This window comes from Streptomyces omiyaensis, from assembly GCF_014650895.1.
GTDB classification, from domain to species: Bacteria; Actinomycetota; Actinomycetes; order Streptomycetales; family Streptomycetaceae; genus Streptomyces; species Streptomyces omiyaensis.
The window spans coordinates 1-14050 of sequence record NZ_BMVV01000001.1; the positions used below are offsets into that span (position 1 = coordinate 1).

At 75.1% G+C, this 14050-nt stretch carries 14 protein-coding genes; 5 read left to right on the forward strand and 9 right to left on the reverse strand.

What is annotated here, in order from left to right; genetic code table 11:
• Window positions 1-660: histidine kinase (locus IE287_RS00005; RefSeq protein ID WP_373307783.1), on the reverse strand; the 660-nt coding region annotated here is incomplete at its 3' end.
• A gap of 360 nt (window positions 661-1020) precedes the next feature.
• Here IE287_RS00005 and IE287_RS00010 point away from each other — a divergent pair.
• Both IE287_RS00010 and IE287_RS00015 read left to right on the forward strand, forming a co-directional pair.
• Window positions 1021-1557, forward strand: coding sequence for a GlcG/HbpS family heme-binding protein (locus IE287_RS00010; protein WP_229883198.1), 537 nt, complete (start codon window positions 1021-1023; stop codon window positions 1555-1557).
• A gap of 264 nt (window positions 1558-1821) precedes the next feature.
• Entirely contained in the window at window positions 1822-3243 is a 1422-nt protein-coding gene (locus tag IE287_RS00015; protein ID WP_373307762.1) for a M1 family metallopeptidase, read from the forward strand.
• A 49-nt stretch (window positions 3244-3292) separates the two neighbouring features.
• Here IE287_RS00015 and IE287_RS00020 read toward each other — a convergent pair whose 3' ends face one another.
• From IE287_RS00020 to IE287_RS00030, 4 genes are all read right to left on the reverse strand, one after another.
• A complete protein-coding gene (locus IE287_RS00020) occupies window positions 3293-4756 on the reverse strand; it encodes an NHL repeat-containing protein (RefSeq protein WP_189846766.1) in 1464 nt (487 codons plus the stop codon).
• 271 nt (window positions 4757-5027) lie between these two features.
• Window positions 5028-5111, reverse strand: a complete 84-nt coding sequence (locus tag IE287_RS39365) for a putative leader peptide (RefSeq protein ID WP_373307784.1) — start codon at window positions 5109-5111, stop codon at window positions 5028-5030.
• A gap of 85 nt (window positions 5112-5196) precedes the next feature.
• Window positions 5197-5745 carry a GNAT family N-acetyltransferase gene (locus IE287_RS00025; protein WP_189846767.1) on the reverse strand — a complete coding sequence of 183 codons (549 nt, stop codon included), beginning with the start codon at window positions 5743-5745 and terminating at the stop codon, window positions 5197-5199.
• Window positions 5746-5809: 64 nt separating this feature from the next.
• Window positions 5810-6385 (reverse strand): TerD family protein, encoded by a 576-nt coding sequence (locus IE287_RS00030; protein ID WP_043226150.1) that lies wholly within the window; start codon window positions 6383-6385, stop codon window positions 5810-5812.
• 115 nt (window positions 6386-6500) lie between these two features.
• Here IE287_RS00030 and arfB point away from each other — a divergent pair, with 115 nt between their 5' ends.
• Window positions 6501-6938: an alternative ribosome rescue aminoacyl-tRNA hydrolase ArfB gene (gene arfB / locus IE287_RS00035; protein ID WP_189847241.1), complete on the forward strand. Its 438-nt coding sequence runs from the start codon at window positions 6501-6503 to the stop codon at window positions 6936-6938.
• Between the two features lie 61 nt (window positions 6939-6999).
• Here the strand turns inward: arfB and IE287_RS00040 are convergent, their stop codons facing one another.
• A complete protein-coding gene (locus IE287_RS00040; protein WP_189846768.1) occupies window positions 7000-7563 on the reverse strand; it encodes a flavin reductase family protein in 564 nt (187 codons plus the stop codon).
• Between the two features lie 326 nt (window positions 7564-7889).
• On the opposite strand from IE287_RS00040, the gene cdgB reads away from it, so the two are divergent.
• Window positions 7890-9602 carry a diguanylate cyclase CdgB gene (cdgB, locus tag IE287_RS00045; protein WP_189846769.1) on the forward strand — a complete coding sequence of 571 codons (1713 nt, stop codon included), beginning with the start codon at window positions 7890-7892 and terminating at the stop codon, window positions 9600-9602.
• An 84-nt stretch (window positions 9603-9686) separates the two neighbouring features.
• Complete coding sequence (locus IE287_RS00050) at window positions 9687-10655, forward strand: carbohydrate-binding protein (protein ID WP_189846770.1); 969 nt, start codon at window positions 9687-9689, stop codon at window positions 10653-10655.
• 66 nt (window positions 10656-10721) lie between these two features.
• Here the strand turns inward: IE287_RS00050 and IE287_RS00055 are convergent, their stop codons facing one another.
• The 3 genes from IE287_RS00055 to IE287_RS00065 all read right to left on the reverse strand — a co-directional run bounded on the left by IE287_RS00055 (window position 10722) and on the right by IE287_RS00065 (window position 13894).
• Complete coding sequence (locus IE287_RS00055; RefSeq protein ID WP_189846771.1) at window positions 10722-11651, reverse strand: 1-phosphofructokinase family hexose kinase; 930 nt, start codon at window positions 11649-11651, stop codon at window positions 10722-10724.
• 123 nt (window positions 11652-11774) lie between these two features.
• Window positions 11775-12944 (reverse strand): N-acetylglucosamine-6-phosphate deacetylase, encoded by a 1170-nt coding sequence (nagA, locus tag IE287_RS00060; RefSeq protein ID WP_189846772.1) that lies wholly within the window; start codon window positions 12942-12944, stop codon window positions 11775-11777.
• The gene (locus IE287_RS00065; RefSeq protein WP_189846773.1) at window positions 12944-13894 is read right to left on the reverse strand and encodes an ROK family protein; all 951 of its coding nucleotides are present in this window, start codon (window positions 13892-13894) and stop codon (window positions 12944-12946) included. The genes nagA and IE287_RS00065 overlap by 1 nt, the downstream gene beginning before the upstream one ends.
• Window positions 13895-14050: the final 156 nt, after the last annotated feature.

Sequence of the window (14050 nt, forward strand, 5' to 3'; positions counted from 1 at the left end):
GGCCTGGAGCAGCATCTGCTGGCTCGACAGGCCCTGGGCGAGGGTGTCGTGGATCTCCATGGAGAGGCGCTGCCGCTCGGCGAGGGTGCCCTCGCGCCGTTCGATGGCGGCGAGTTCGCGCCGGGTGCGGATCAGGTCGTCGATGAGGGCCCGCTGCCGGGCCGCCTGGCGGTCGGCGTGGACGAAGACGCCGGTGGCGAGGGCGGCGACGGCCGGCGGTGCCACGATCAGGTTGGGGTCCCAGCCGCCGTGCGAGAGCTGCACCTGGGCGAAGACGACGAAGGCGGTGAGGAGGGCGACCAGGACGAGGGCCGCCCGGTGGGGCAGGGTCCGCAGGCCGGTGTAGAAGAGCGGGACCGCGCACCAGGCGAAGCTGGGCGCGAGGACGACGAGCACCACCCACACCGCGACGACCGTGCACAGCCAGGCGATCCGGCGGGGGGTGGCGCGGGTGCCGAGGACGGGGCCGAGCAGGTAGAGCGCGGCGAGCGCGCCGCTGAGCGCGATGATCCACGGGCTGCGGTCCTCCCACGCGTGCCGCAGCAGGAACCGCGCCAGGGAGGCCCCGAGCAGCAGGAAGAACACCACGTGCATGACGCGCGCGAGCCAGCCGGCGTCGGGGTCGTGCGCGCGGCCGCGCGGGTCGGGGCCGTGCGGCAGGGGCCCGTGGGACGGCCCGGGGGCCGAGGGCCCGTACGGGGAGGGTGGGGGGTGCGGGGTGTGCCGCGCGTGCCGACCGGTCCGGTCCACCGTCTCGCCTCCTTCGCGGGCCGTACGCCCGGTGCCGCGCGCCCTGCGCGGACCGCGCCGACCTGGGTGTACGTGTCCATGCTGGCCCGTGCGGACCCCCCGGGCATCAGCCGATCGGCTGACCCCGGCATCCTCCGGTGCGCGCCGGGAGGGCAGCCGGACCGTGGACCGGCGGGGGCCGGGACCGGACCCAGGATGGAGGCAGAGCGCAGGACGCGCCCTCCTCCACCGGACCGGTCAGGTCCGCCACGACCTCCTCGGGAGCCCACCATGAAGAAGAAGCTCGTCCTCGGTGCCGCCGCCGCCGCCGTCCTGACCGCCGGCACCTTCGGCGCCGTCTCGGCCAGCGCCTCCGCTCCGGCCGCCGCCCCCGCCGCCGTCGCCGACGCGGGCCGCGACCACCTGCGCCAGACCACGCACCTCACGATCGAGGCCGCGACCGAGGCCGCCGAGGCCGCCCTGGAGGCCGCCGAGAAGGAGAACCAGCGCGTCTCCGTCGCCGTCGTCGACCGCAACGGCAACACCCTCGTCACCCTGCGCGGCGACGGTGCCGGCCCGCAGTCCTACGAGTCGGCGATCCGCAAGGCGTACACCGCCGTCTCCTGGAACGCCCCGACCTCGGTGCTCGCCGGCCGGCTGGCCCAGACCCCGAACCTGAAGGACATCCCGGGCACCCTCTTCCTCGGCGGCGGCGCCCCGGTCACCGCCGACGGCGGCCCGATCGCCGGCATCGGCGTGGCCGGCGCCCCCTCCGGCGACCTGGACGAGAAGTTCGCCCGGGCCGGCGTCGCCGAGCTGGCGAAGTAACACCCCCCGGTTCCGTCCCGGAGCCGTACGCGCGGGCCGGGGCCCCCGGTTCCGCCCCGGAGCCGTACGCGCGGGCCGACCGCCCCGCACGCGGGGGCCGGGAGCCCCGGCTGCGCTCCCTCCCGGAGCCGTACGGGCGTCCGTCGTGCGGAGTGGTCCCGCGCGGGGGGAGCCGCCCCGCCCCACCGGCCGGTGGGGGCGCCCGATTCCCCCCGACGGGCGCTCCCACCCCCACCTCCTGTCCGACTTGTCTAGGATCCGTACGTGACCCGGATCAGCCGGACCGGACGGTCCCCGAGGACCGTCGCCGCGGGCGCGGCGGCGGTCCTCGCCGTGCTCGGGCTCCTCGCCGGCGGCTGCACCCCGGCGACCGGAGGGGTGCAGGGCACCCCCGGCGCGGCCGGGCTGAAGGACCCCTACTTCCCCCGGCTGGGCAACGGCGGCTACGACGTCTCCCATTACGCCCTCGACCTCGCCTTCGACCCGGACTCGGGCCGCCTCGACGGCACCGCGACGATCACCGCCCGCGCCACCCAGGACCTCTCCGCCCTCAACCTCGACCTCGCCGGCCTCACCGTGGCGGAGGCGACCGTCGACGGCGAGCCGGCCGCCGTCAACCGCGCCGGCGACGAGCTGACCCTCCGCCCCCGCGACGAACTGCCCGACGGCGCCGAGTTCACCGTCACCGTGGCCTACTCCGGGGTGCCCGAGCCCCTCACCGACCCCGACGGCTCCACCGAGGGCTGGCTGAACACCGGCGGCGGAGCCGTCGCGGTCGGCGAACCGGCCGGCTCCACGACCTGGTTCCCCGGCAACCACCACCCCTCCGACAAGGCCGCCTACGAGATCGCGCTGACCGCCCCCAGCCGTCTGACGGCCCTCTCCAACGGCGTCCGCGTCTCCGCCGAGCCGGTCTCCGGCGGCCGCACCCGCACGGTCTGGCGCCAGACCGAGCCGATGGCGAGCTACCTCGCCACCGTGATGATCGGCCGGTACGCGACCACCACCGGCACCGCCCTGGGCACCGTCCCGGTCGTCACCGCCGTCGACCCCTCGCTGGTCTCCGCCACCGCCGGGCTCCGCGCCGAACTCCCCACCGTCCTCGCCCGCCAGCAGGACCGCTTCGGCCCGTACCCCTTCGACGCGGCCGGCGCCGTCGTCGTCCCCGACGGCGTCCTCGGCTACGCCCTGGAGACCCAGACCCGGCCCGTCTTCCCGGCCTCCTCCTTCGACCGGGCGACGCTCGTGCACGAGATGGCCCACCAGTGGTTCGGGAACTCCGTCACCCCCGCCACCTGGCAGGACCTCTGGCTCAACGAGGGCTTCGCCACCTACGCCGAGTGGCTGTACGCGGAGGAGCACGGCTCCGTCCCGGCCCGCGAGAGCTTCGAGGCGGCCTTCGCCGAGGAGGCCAACTGGGCCTTCCCGCCCGCCGATCCGCCGACCGCAGAGAACCTCTTCGACCCGCCCGTCTACCAGCGCGGGGCGATGGTCCTGCACAAGCTCCGCGAGACCGTCGGCGACGGGGTCTTCGGCGAGCTGCTGCGCGGCTGGCCCGCCGAGCGCCGGCACGCCAACGCCTCCACGGAGGACTTCACGTCCTACGCGGAGGCGCTGGCGGGGCGGGACCTGGACGGGGTGTGGGACGTCTGGCTGTACGGGAAGGGCCGTCCGGAGCGCCCGTGAGGAGGGGGGCGGCCGCCCGCGGCGGGGAGGGCCGGCCGGTCCGGTCCGGTCAGCCGGCGGTGATGCGCAGCACGCCCGTCACGGTGCCCTGGAGGTAGGCGCCGTCCGGGGCGACCGTGCCGGCCATCTGGAGCGTGTCGTACAGCGAGCCGATCCCGACCTGCTTCGCCCGCAGGACCCTGCCGGTCTCCGGGTCGATCTGCGCGTAGCGGTAGGGGTCGAGCAGGCTCGTGCCCTTCGTGCCGGGGATCACCGGGTCGCGCAGCACGGTGTGCAGGGTGTGGGTGGCGGTGGACAGCTTCGGGACGGCCGCCGAGCGCAGCGCGTTGTCCCAGACGACCGCGCAGCCGGTGCCGTCGGGGCGGACGTCGACCCGGGTCAGGCCGCCCGCGAAGTCGGCCGAGGACGGCACGGAGGAGCCGGCGCCGTCCGGCAGCGCCGGGTACGGGTAGCCGTAGGTGCCGGCGACGTAGACGCTGGTGCCGGCGCCGACCGGGGAGTTCTCGCTGCCGGGGCCGCCGGCCGCCCGGAGGACGGGCGAGGAGCAGACCTCGGAGCCGTCGGACGTGCGGTACACCTTCAGCCGGACGGTGGTGTCGGCGTTGTCGACGATCGCGACCCACTCGGTGCCGGTGCCCGGGCCGAGGAAGGTCGGGGTGGAGCCGCTGCCCCAGCTCAGCAGCCCCGGCTTGCGGGCCTGCCCCCGGTCGTACGCCTGCCGCCAGGCGATCCGCGGGGTGCCGTCGGCGTCCGCCGTCAGCAGGTAGGTGGCGTGGGTGCTGGTGACGGCGGTGCCCTCGGGGGCGGTGGAGATGCTGTTGGCGACCCGCTCGCCGGCCGGCAGCCGGAGCGTGGTGACCCGGCCGGTGCGGTCGTCGGCCAGGCCGACGACGCCGCCGCCGGTCGCGAACCACACCCGGCCCTGCCAGTCCGGCGACAGCCCCGTCACCGCGTCGCCGGCCGGGACGGCGTCGCCGAGCGGGAGGCGCTGGTCGACGGAGAGGCGCCAGGCGCCCGAGGCGTCCCGGTGGTGCCCGACGCGGAGCAGGCTGCCGCTGCCGTCGACGACGACCAGCCGGTCCCGGTCGTCGAGGTAGGCGTAGACGCCGCCGAGCAGCGAGCCCTTGGTGAGGGCGAGCGAGGTGAGGGAGTCGCCGGTCGACGGGTCGAGCAGGTGCACGGTGGGCACCTGGCCGAAGATCGGCGTGCACAGGACCACCGGGTGGCCGTCGGCGCCGACCAGGACGGTCGGGCAGGCGGAGGCGAGCGCGGTCCGCTTCGACGCCAGCGCGCCCGCGCCGGGCCCGGCCAGCGGCGTGGTGTCGGAGGAGCCGGTGTCGCCGTGCATGGTGGCGGTGCCGTCGGGACCCGCGTACGGGTGGTGCGGCGGGGTCGGCACGGCGGTCGGGGCCGCGCCGGCGGGGACGGCGGCCGTGAGCGCGAGCACGGCGGCGGCCAGCGCGGTGGCCAGCGGCCCGCGCCGGGTACGGAGGCGCGCGGACGGGACGGACATGGCGGGGGGCCTTCCGGAAGGGACTCGCGGGAGCGAGCGCGGCGGATCCGCGCACGCCGGCGCGCCCGGCGACCCGGACGGACGGGAGGCGGGGAGGGCGGGGCGGTGCGCGGGTGGGCCGGACGGCCGGGGGACGGCGGCGCCGGCGGGGGAACGGACGGGGTCCGGGGGGCCGGGGGCCGGAGGGCGCGCGGAGAGCCGGTGCGGCGGCGGCCGGGGCAGGGATCACCCGGTCGGGCCGAGGACGGTCAGCGGGGCGCGGCGGCCTGGCTCAGCGCCGGTGACAGAGGGCGCCGGCCGTGCGCGCGAGATCGACGTGACGTCGTCGCGTGAGCGGTGCGGTCCGGGGGTCCATGCGGGTGATGGAAGCAGCCGCCCGGTGCCGGGGTCAAGATCCGGGCGGTCGCGTTCCACGGAGTGGGACGGGCAAGTGGGCCTTCTCAGGCGGGGGCTGACGTGCCGTCGGGGGCGAGGTCCTTGCGCAGCACCCGGCAGGGGCGGCCGTGCGCCAGGTCGGGGCGGCGGGCGGTCTCCTCGTATCCGAGGGAGGTCCAGAAGGCGAGCGCCTTCGGGTTGCCCTCCAGGACGGCGAGCCTGAGGCCGGTGCGGCCCCGGGCGCGGAAGACGTCCTCGACGTGCCCGGCGAGCCGGCGTCCGAAGCCGGTGCGGTGCTCGTCGGCGTGGACCATCAGCAGGCCGAGCCACGGGTCCGGGTCGGCCGGGTCGGGGTGCCGGCCGAGCGTCACGGCGACGGCGACGAGCCGGCCTTCGGAGCGGGCGAGCAGCACCTCGGCGGAGGGGTGGGCGAGTTCGTCGGCGAGGGCGGCCGCGACCTGTTCGGGCCGGATGTCACCGGGATCCGGGAAGTCGCCGCCGAGCTGATGGAACTCCCGGTTCGAGGCGTACAGCGCGGTGAGCTCGGTGAGCAGCGTGCCGGGCAGTGCGGCGCCGTCCTCCAGGACCTTGGGCGCGAGGGTCTCGACGATCACGCGGAAAGGGTAGAGCCCCGGCGCGGGAGAACCGGCCGGGGCTCACAGGCCCTGGGGGCGTCGGTCAGAGGTTGACGCCGAAGTCGCGGGCGATGCCCTCCAGGCCGGAGGCGTAGCCCTGGCCGACCGCGCGGAACTTCCACTCGGCGCCGTTGCGGTACAGCTCGCCGAAGACCATGGCGGTCTCGACGGCGGCGTCCTCGGAGAGGTCGTAGCGGGCGATCTCGGCGCCGCCGGCCTGGTTCACGATGCGGATGTAGGCGTTGCGCACCTGGCCGAAGTTCTGCGAGCGGGAGACCGCGTCGTAGATGGAGACCGGGAAGACGATCTTGTCGACGGTGGCGGGGAGGCCCGCGAGGTTGACGTTGATCTGCTCGTCGTCGCCGCCGCCCTCGCCGGTGCGGTTGTCACCCGTGTGGACGATGGTCTGGTCCGGGGTCGACTTGTTGTTGAAGAAGACGAAGTGGGCGTCCGAGGCCACCTTGCCGGCCGCGTCGACACCGATCGCGGAGGCGTCGAGGTCGAAGTCGGTGCCGGTCGTCGTGCGGACGTCCCAGCCGAGGCCCACGGTGACGGCGGTCAGACCCGGCGCCTCCTTGGTCAGGGAGACGTTGCCGCCCTTGCTGAGGCTGACTGCCATGGAAGTCCCTTTCATCGTGGTTCACGCGCTGTGTTCGTCCGGAGAAACGCTGAGAGGTCTTCCACGGTTCCCGGTGCGGAAAACAGGGTGACGGTCCGTGCCCGTCCCGGGGAACATGGAGGGCATGTCAGGTCCGTATCAGATCCGCGGCTCCGTCTCGCTCCCCGAGGCCGAGCTCCAGTGGCGTTTCTCGCGCTCCTCGGGTCCCGGCGGCCAGCACGTGAACACCTCCGACTCGCGCGTCGAGCTGCTCTTCGACCTCGCCGCGACCGAGGCGCTGCCCGAGGTGTGGAAGTCCCGCGCCCTGGAACGGCTCGCCTCCCGGCTGGTGGACGGCGTGCTGACCGTGCGGGCCTCGGAGCACCGCTCCCAGTGGCGCAACCGCGAGACGGCCGCCGTCCGGCTCGCCGCGCTCCTCGCCGAGGCGACCGCCCCGCCGCCGAAGCCCCGCAAGGCGACCCGCATCCCGCGCGGCATCAACGAACGCCGGCTGCGGGAGAAGAAGCAGCGCGCGGAGACCAAGCGCGGCCGCCAGGGCCGCGACTGGGGCTGAGCCCCGGCCCCCGGCGTCCCGGCTCCCGGCGCTCGGGCTTCGGTGCCCCGGCCCGGGCGGGTCAGCCCAGGCGGCGGTACCTGCCGCGGAAGTACGCGAGGGGGGCGCCGTCCGGGGAGGGCAGGCCGACCGACAGGACGCGGCCGATCACCAGGGTGTGGTCGCCCGCCACCACGCGGCTCTCCGTGCGGCACTCCAGGGTGGTGAGCGCACCGCCGAGCAGCGGCGCCCCGCTCGCCTCGCCGCGGGTGTAGGGCAGGTCGGCGAAGAGCAGCCGGTCCGAGACGCGGCCCTTCATGGCGAAGCGCCCGGCGACGTGCCGCTGGCTCTCGGCGAGCACCGACACCGCCCAGACCGGGACCTCCTCCAGGAGGTCGTCCATGCGCGAGCCGTTGCGCAGGCTGACCAGGACGAGGGGCGGGTCCAGGGAGACGGAGAGGAACGCGGTGGCCGTCATGCCGACGTCCTCGCCGCGCGGCCCGTCGTCGGGATCGTGCGCGGTCACCAGGACCACGCCGGCCGCGAGGCGGGACATGGCCGCCCGGAACTCGTCGTCGCTCACCCCCTCAGCATGGGGGATGGCGAGGTCCGTGACGGGCGGCGGGGTGGGGGTCTTCTGCAGCACACCCGGCACGCTAGCCGCGGCCCCGAGGGGGCCGCATCGGGCCCCGGGACCAGGCGCGCGCCCGGCGCGGGTCCTAGGACCCGCGGCCCCGGGAGCCGCGCCCGGGTCCCGGCGCCGCACCTCCGCGGGGGCACCGGAAGCACGGGGCGTCGCTTTCGACCCGCCGGATCCCGCCACGACATGCTGTGACTTGAGTCACAGAGGGCACTATTTGCTGACCCTGTGTACCGGGTGCGCAGCTCGCTGTGATTCAGTGGCGGGGACAGTGCAGCACGAAGCCGATGAGAAGCCTGGAGTTGCTGTCGAGGTCTCGGGGAGAGCGAGCGATGGAGACCGAGTCGGAGCCGTACGTCCGTCTCTCGACCCTGCGGCAGCTGCATCAGGTCGTGGCGGACCTCAACACCGCCCGTAGCCTGGCGGACACCCTGCAGACCGTCGCCGACGGCGTCGTCGCCGGACTCAACTACCAGCTGGCCTGCGTCAACCTCGTCCGGCCCGACGGCGACCTGGTCGTCGCCGCCTTCGCCGGGGACCCCGCCGCCGAAGCCCTCATCACCGGCCGCGTCGGCTCCCGCGACGCCTGGGACCGCCGCCTCTCCATGGGCGTCCCCTGGGGCGAACTGCGCTTCATCCCGCACACCGAGGGCTGGGTCCTGATGGACGACGACGTCCCCCAGTGGCACACCGACGGCCCCGCCCCCCGCTTCGAGGACGAGTGGCACCCCCACGACCGCCTCTACGCCCCCATGTACTCGCCCCGCCTCGGCTCCGCCCGCTCCGACGGACCGCCGTCCGGCACCGGCCGCGAACTCCTCGGCGTCATATCCGTCGACCGCCCGCGCAACGGCCGCCACCCCGGCCCCTGGGGGCAGGAAGCCCTCCAGATGTACGCCTCCCAGTCCGCCATCGCGATCAGCAACGCCCGGCTCCGCTCCAACATGCAGCGCGCCCTGATCCGCCTGGAGCGCGAGCAGCAGGCCCTGCGCGCCAGCGAGGAATCCTTCCGGCAGGCCTTCGAGTACGCCCCCTCGGGCATGGCCATCGCCGAGCTCGGCGGCGACCAGCACGGCCGCCTGCTCCGCACCAACGACGCCCTCTGCCGGCTCCTCGGCCGCCCCGCCTCCGTGATGCGCCGCTACTCCTTCGCCGACCTCGTCCACCCCGAGGACATCGGCACCCTGCTCCGCACCTCCGCCGAGGGCGGCCGCGCCGAGCTGCGGCTCGGCCGGCGCGACGGCACCTACGTCTGGGTCTCGCTGCGCAACTCGGTGGTCGCCGACACCGCCGACGGCCCCCGCTTCCTCCTCACCCACGTCGAGGACATCGAGGAGCGCAAGCGGCACGAGCTCCAGCTCGCCCACCGCGCCTCCCACGACGCCCTCACCGGCCTGCCCAACAGCGCCGAGCTCCGCTCCCGGCTCTCCGCCCGGATCTGCGAGCGCCCCGCGCACAGCGGCTCCTACCAGGGCCCCGGCCCGGACGGCGGCTTCGCCTACGACCCCGACCCGCTGCCCGTCGCCTACGAGGGGGGCTACGAGCACGAGCACGAACACGGCTTCGGCTTCGAGCCGGCCGGCGGCGGGGCGTACGACCACCACGTGCACGCGGTCGCGCCGACCGGCGGGGACACCGACGACGGCACCAAGGGGCTCGCCGTCCTCTTCTGCGACCTCGACGGCTTCAAGTCGATCAACGACCGGTTCGGGCACCACACCGGCGACGCCGTCCTCATCGAGGTGGCCCGCCGGCTCACCACCGGCGTCCGGGACGGCGACACCGTCGCCCGTCTGGGCGGTGACGAGTTCGTCGTCCTCGCCGACGGGCTCGGCGCCGCCGACGCCGCCGACCTCGCCGTCCGGCTGCGGAACGCGATCATCCCGCCCATCCGGGTGGACGGCCGCGCGGTCCGTGTCGGGGCCAGTTTCGGCATCGGCTGGGCCGAGTGCGGAATGACCGTCGAAGAGGTCCTGAACTCCGCCGACCAGCGGATGTACGTCGAGAAGCGGTCCCGCGCCAAGGTCCACCGCCGGGCCGGTTGATCGTTCCCGGCGCGGGGGCTACATCCGTTCGGGGTAGGCTCGCCGGGTCGGCGACGGCTGGCGAGCATGGAGAGGATGACCCGGATGGCTGCCGGTAACGACGGCGCGAACAAGCCCGAGGAAGACGATCCGTTCGGCTACCTGTACGCGGACGGACAGGCGGCGGCCGGCCGCGCCCCGCAGGGCGGCTACGGCTACCCGGGCCCCGCCCCCGCGCAGCCCGGCGTCCCCCGCACCTCGTACAACCAGGTCAGGACGGTCGGCGAGCGCCAGTACGGGCAGCAGCCGGCGCAGCCGTACGTGCCGCCGCAGCAGCAGGCGCCGTACGGCCAGCCGCACCCGCAGTACGCGGCCCCCGAGACCTACGGCAACGGACAGCCGCCCCGGCACTCCCCGCCCCCGCAGGGCCCGCGCGGCGGGGGCCGCGGCCCGAACACCAAGGGCCTGCTGATCGGCGCGGTCGCGGTCGTCGCGGTCGTCGTCGCCGGCATCACCGCGGCGATCATCGGCAACCAGGGCGGGAAGAAGCCCGACCCGCAGGCGACCGGCACCAGCCAGTCCAGCGCCCCGGCCACCCCGAGCGAGGAGCCCAGCGGCTCCGCCGAGCCCTCCGCCGAGCCCACCAAGGGTCCGCTGCCCAAGCAGGACGCGGCGACGCTCACCCTCGGCGGCATGGCCACCGTGGGCAAGGACATCAAGGGGGCCAAGGGCCCGGGCGGCGCCTACGTGTCGCTCAACGGCGTCGGCGGCTCCGCGAGCTGGACCGTGGACGTGCCCGAGGCGGGCGACTACACGCTCAAGATCACCTACAGCGTGCCCGGCAAGGACGCGGACGCCATGCTGACGGTCAACGGCAGCCCGCCGTACAAGGTCAACATGAAGAACTACGCCCTCGCCCCGGCGGGCGACTGGGTGAAGGGGTGGACCACCACCTACGGCTACGCCACCCTCACCAAGGGCAGCAACTCCCTCAAGATCTCCTGCGAGCAGGGCAACTCCTGCGAGGCGATCATCGACCAGGTCTACCTGGTGGCGGGCAAGGTCGGCAGCTGACCCCGGCTTCCACGGACGGCCCCGGACGGTGACGCGCACCGGACGGGGCCGTTTCGCGTTCCCGGGTCAGGACGGGGAGGCCTCGCGGGTGACCGTGACCTTCGGGAGGAGGCTCTCGTAGGCGGCCGGGTCGTACTCGCCGGCGACCGGGGAGGCGACCGTGGCGGCCGAGAGGGCGACCGCGTGCGCCAGGCGCTCGGGCCAGGGGGCGGAGTCGGCCCCGCCCGCGAGGAGGGCGGCGACCACGGAGTCGCCGGCCCCGGTGGGGTTGCCGTGGACCGGGGCCGGGAGCGCCGCGCGCCAGAGGCCGTCCGGGGTGGCGGCGAGCAGGCCGTCGGGGCCCAGCGAGGTGACGACCGCGTGGGCGCCGCGGCGGCGGGCGTCCTGGGTGGCGCGGCGCGGGTCGCGGGAGCCGGTGAGGCCGGCGAGCTCGTCGGCGTTGGGCTTCACCAGGTCGGGGCGGGCGGCGATGCCGCGGCGGAGCGGTTCGCCGCTGGTGTCGAGGAGGACCGGGACGCCGGCGGCGCGGGCCGTGCGGACCAGTTCCGCGTACGCGCCGACGTGGACGCCCGGCGGGAGGCTGCCGCAGAGGGCGACGGCCGAGGCGCCGTCGAGCAGTGCGGCGTACCGCTCGCGGAAGGCGGTCCACTCGGCGGCGGTGACGGCGGCGCCGGCCTCGTTGAACTGGGTGGTGTCGCCGGCCCCGGTGTCGACCACGGCGAGCGTGCGGCGGGTGGCCGCCTCGGTGGCGACGAGCGCGTCGGTCAGCCGGGCGACCGGGGCGAGGAGGGCGCGGAGCCGGTCCCCGGTGGGGCCGCCGGCGAATCCCGTGACCACGGTCTCGTGGCCGAGGGCGGCGAGCACCCGGGCCACGTTGACGCCCTTGCCGCCGGGCCGTTCGGCGCTGCGGGCGACCCGGTGGCTGCCGTGCGGCACGAGGGCGGGCACCTCGTAGGTGAGGTCCAGCGCCGTGTTGAGGGTGACCGTGAGGATCACCTGCCCACCCCCGTACTTCCGGTAAGACCGTGCGGCGTCAGCCGTGTGACGGGTCACGATCATGCCAAAGGAACGGCGATCGGCCCAGACCCCGGACCGATCGCCGTCCCCTTTCCGCCCTGATCAGGCGGTCTGCGGCACCCGGGTGGGGACGCCCTGCGGGGCGACGATCCACTCGCCCTTGCGCATGACGCCCTTGATGTCGAAGGCGCCGTCGAGGACGACGATGTCGGCGTCCTTGCCGGGCTCCAGCGAGCCCACCCGGTCGTAGACGCCGAGGAGGCGGGCCGGGTTGGCGGAGATGGCCTGGACGACGGACTCGACGGGGAGGCGGTCGACGGTGGCGGCGCGCTTGAAGGCGCGGTCCAGGGTGAGGGTGGAGCCGGCGATGGAGCCGCCCTCGACGAGGCGGGCCACGCTGTCCTTCACCTCGACCTCCAGCGGGCCGAGCATGTAGCGCCCGTCGCCGAAGCCGGCCGCGTCCATGGCGTCGGTGATGAGGGCGACGCGCTCGGGGCCCGCGTGGTGGAAGGCGAGCTCCAGGGCGGCCGGGTGGAGGTGGGTGCCGTCGTTGATGAGCTCGACGGTGATCCGCTCGTCCTCCAGGAGGGCGGCGATCGGGCCGGGCGCGCGGTGGCCGAGGCCGGGCATCGCGTTGTACAGGTGGGTGGCGACGGTGGCGCCGGCGTCGATCGCCGCGACGGTCTGCTCGTAGCTCGCGTCGGTGTGGCCGATGGCGGCGATGACGCCGTGCTCGGCGAGGAGGCGGACGGAGTCGAGGCCGCCGGGCAGCTCGGTGGCGAGGGTGACCATCTTCGCCTGCCCGCGGGCGGCGTCGATCAGCTTGAGGACCTCGGCCGGGTGCGGGTCGCGCAGCAGGGTCTCGTCGTGGGCGCCCTTGCGGCAGGGGGAGATGAAGGGGCCCTCGAAGTGGAGGCCGGCGATCTCGCCCTGCTCGGCGAGCTCGGAGAGCAGCCCGGCCCGCGCGGTGAGGAAGTCCATGTCGCCGGTGACGAAGGAGGCGACGACGGTGGTGGTGCCGTGCAGGCGGTGGGTGCGGACGCCCTTGAGGACGTCCTCGACGCTGCCGGAGGTGAAGGAGGCGCCGCCGCCGCCGTGGTTGTGCATGTCGACGAAGCCGGGCACGAGCCAGTGGCCCGTGAGGTCGAGGACGGGGGCGTCCTCGGGCGCGCTGCCGGCGATGCGGCCGCCGTCGACGATCACGCGTCCGTTCTCGACGATTCCGGTGGGCAGCACGACGCGCGCGCCGGAGAGAACCTTGTGATCGGACATCAGGCGGAAACCTCCGAGTCGATGGGGCGCTGGTCGGCGAGCAGGTCCCAGGCGAGGAGGCCCGCGCCCAGGCATCCGGCGGTGTCCCCGAGGGCCGCCGGCACGATGACGGGCAGCTTCTGGAAGGTCACTCGCTCCTCCACCGCGGCCCGAAGGGGTGTGAACAAGGTTTCCCCGGCCTCGGCCAGGCCGCCACCGATGATGAGGGTGCGGGGGTCCAGGAGGGTGAGGGCGGTGACCAGGCCGTCGGCGAGGGCGTCCACCGCCTCCTGCCAGATCCGGACGGCGGTGGGGTCGCCGGACTCGACGGCCTTGGCGCAGTCGGCGGCGTCCGCCTCGGGGTCGCCGGAGGCCTCGGCCCAGGCGAGGGAGACGGCGGAGGCGGAGGCGTACCGCTCCAGGCAGCCGCGCTGGCCGCAGCCGCAGTCGGTGCCGCCGGGGCGGACGACGATGTGGCCGATCTCACCGGCGTAACCGTGGGCGCCGGCCTCGATGCGGTCGCCGATGCCGATGGCGCCGGCGATGCCGGTGCCGAGCGGCACGAAGAGGAAGCGGTCGGCGCCGTTGCCCGCGCCGATGCGTCCCTCGGCGAGGCCGCCGGTGCGCACGTCGTGGCCGAGGGCGACCGGGATGCCGTCGAGCCGGCGGCTGAGGAGTTCGCGCATGGGAACGTCGCGCCAGCCGAGGTTGGCGGCGTAGACGGCGATGCCGTTCTCCGCGTCGACGATGCCGGGGACGGCGACTCCGGCGGCCGCGGCGGGCTCCCCGAAGCGTTCCTGGCCGAGCGCGCGGAGCTCCTCGGCGAAGCCGAGGATGGTCTCCACCACGGCCTCGGGGCCGCGGCGGCGCCCGGTGGCGCGGCGGGCCTCGTGGAGCAGGGTGCCGTCCGCCCCGACGAGGGCGGCCTTCATGCCGGTGCCGCCCACATCCAGGGCGATGACGTGTCTCACGGGGGACAGTCTCGCGCGAGACCGCCCTAAAGGTCTAGTCCACTGCCGAGGATTGTTGCGCTCGGATACAAATTCGGGCCCCGTGGTGTGGGGGGTTTGTGGCGAAGGTCCCCCCGGAGTTGCGGAAGTGATACCCCACTGGTGTAGACCTCTTGC

What these genes read in the sequence shown, in the direction of transcription:
- IE287_RS00020 (WP_189846766.1), bottom strand. Translation starts at nt 4,756, where the DNA reads ATGTCCGTCCCGTCCGCGCGCCTCCGTACCCGGCGCGGGCCGCTGGCC.
- cdgB (WP_189846769.1), top strand. Translation starts at nt 7,890, where the DNA reads ATGGAGACCGAGTCGGAGCCGTACGTCCGTCTCTCGACCCTGCGGCAG.
- nagA (WP_189846772.1), bottom strand. Translation starts at nt 12,944, where the DNA reads ATGTCCGATCACAAGGTTCTCTCCGGCGCGCGCGTCGTGCTGCCCACC.
- IE287_RS00050 (WP_189846770.1), top strand. Translation starts at nt 9,687, where the DNA reads ATGGCTGCCGGTAACGACGGCGCGAACAAGCCCGAGGAAGACGATCCG.
- IE287_RS39365 (WP_373307784.1), bottom strand. Translation starts at nt 5,111, where the DNA reads ATGGACCCCCGGACCGCACCGCTCACGCGACGACGTCACGTCGATCTC.
- IE287_RS00030 (WP_043226150.1), bottom strand. Translation starts at nt 6,385, where the DNA reads ATGGCAGTCAGCCTCAGCAAGGGCGGCAACGTCTCCCTGACCAAGGAG.
- arfB (WP_189847241.1), top strand. Translation starts at nt 6,501, where the DNA reads ATGGAGGGCATGTCAGGTCCGTATCAGATCCGCGGCTCCGTCTCGCTC.
- IE287_RS00010 (WP_229883198.1), top strand. Translation starts at nt 1,021, where the DNA reads ATGAAGAAGAAGCTCGTCCTCGGTGCCGCCGCCGCCGCCGTCCTGACC.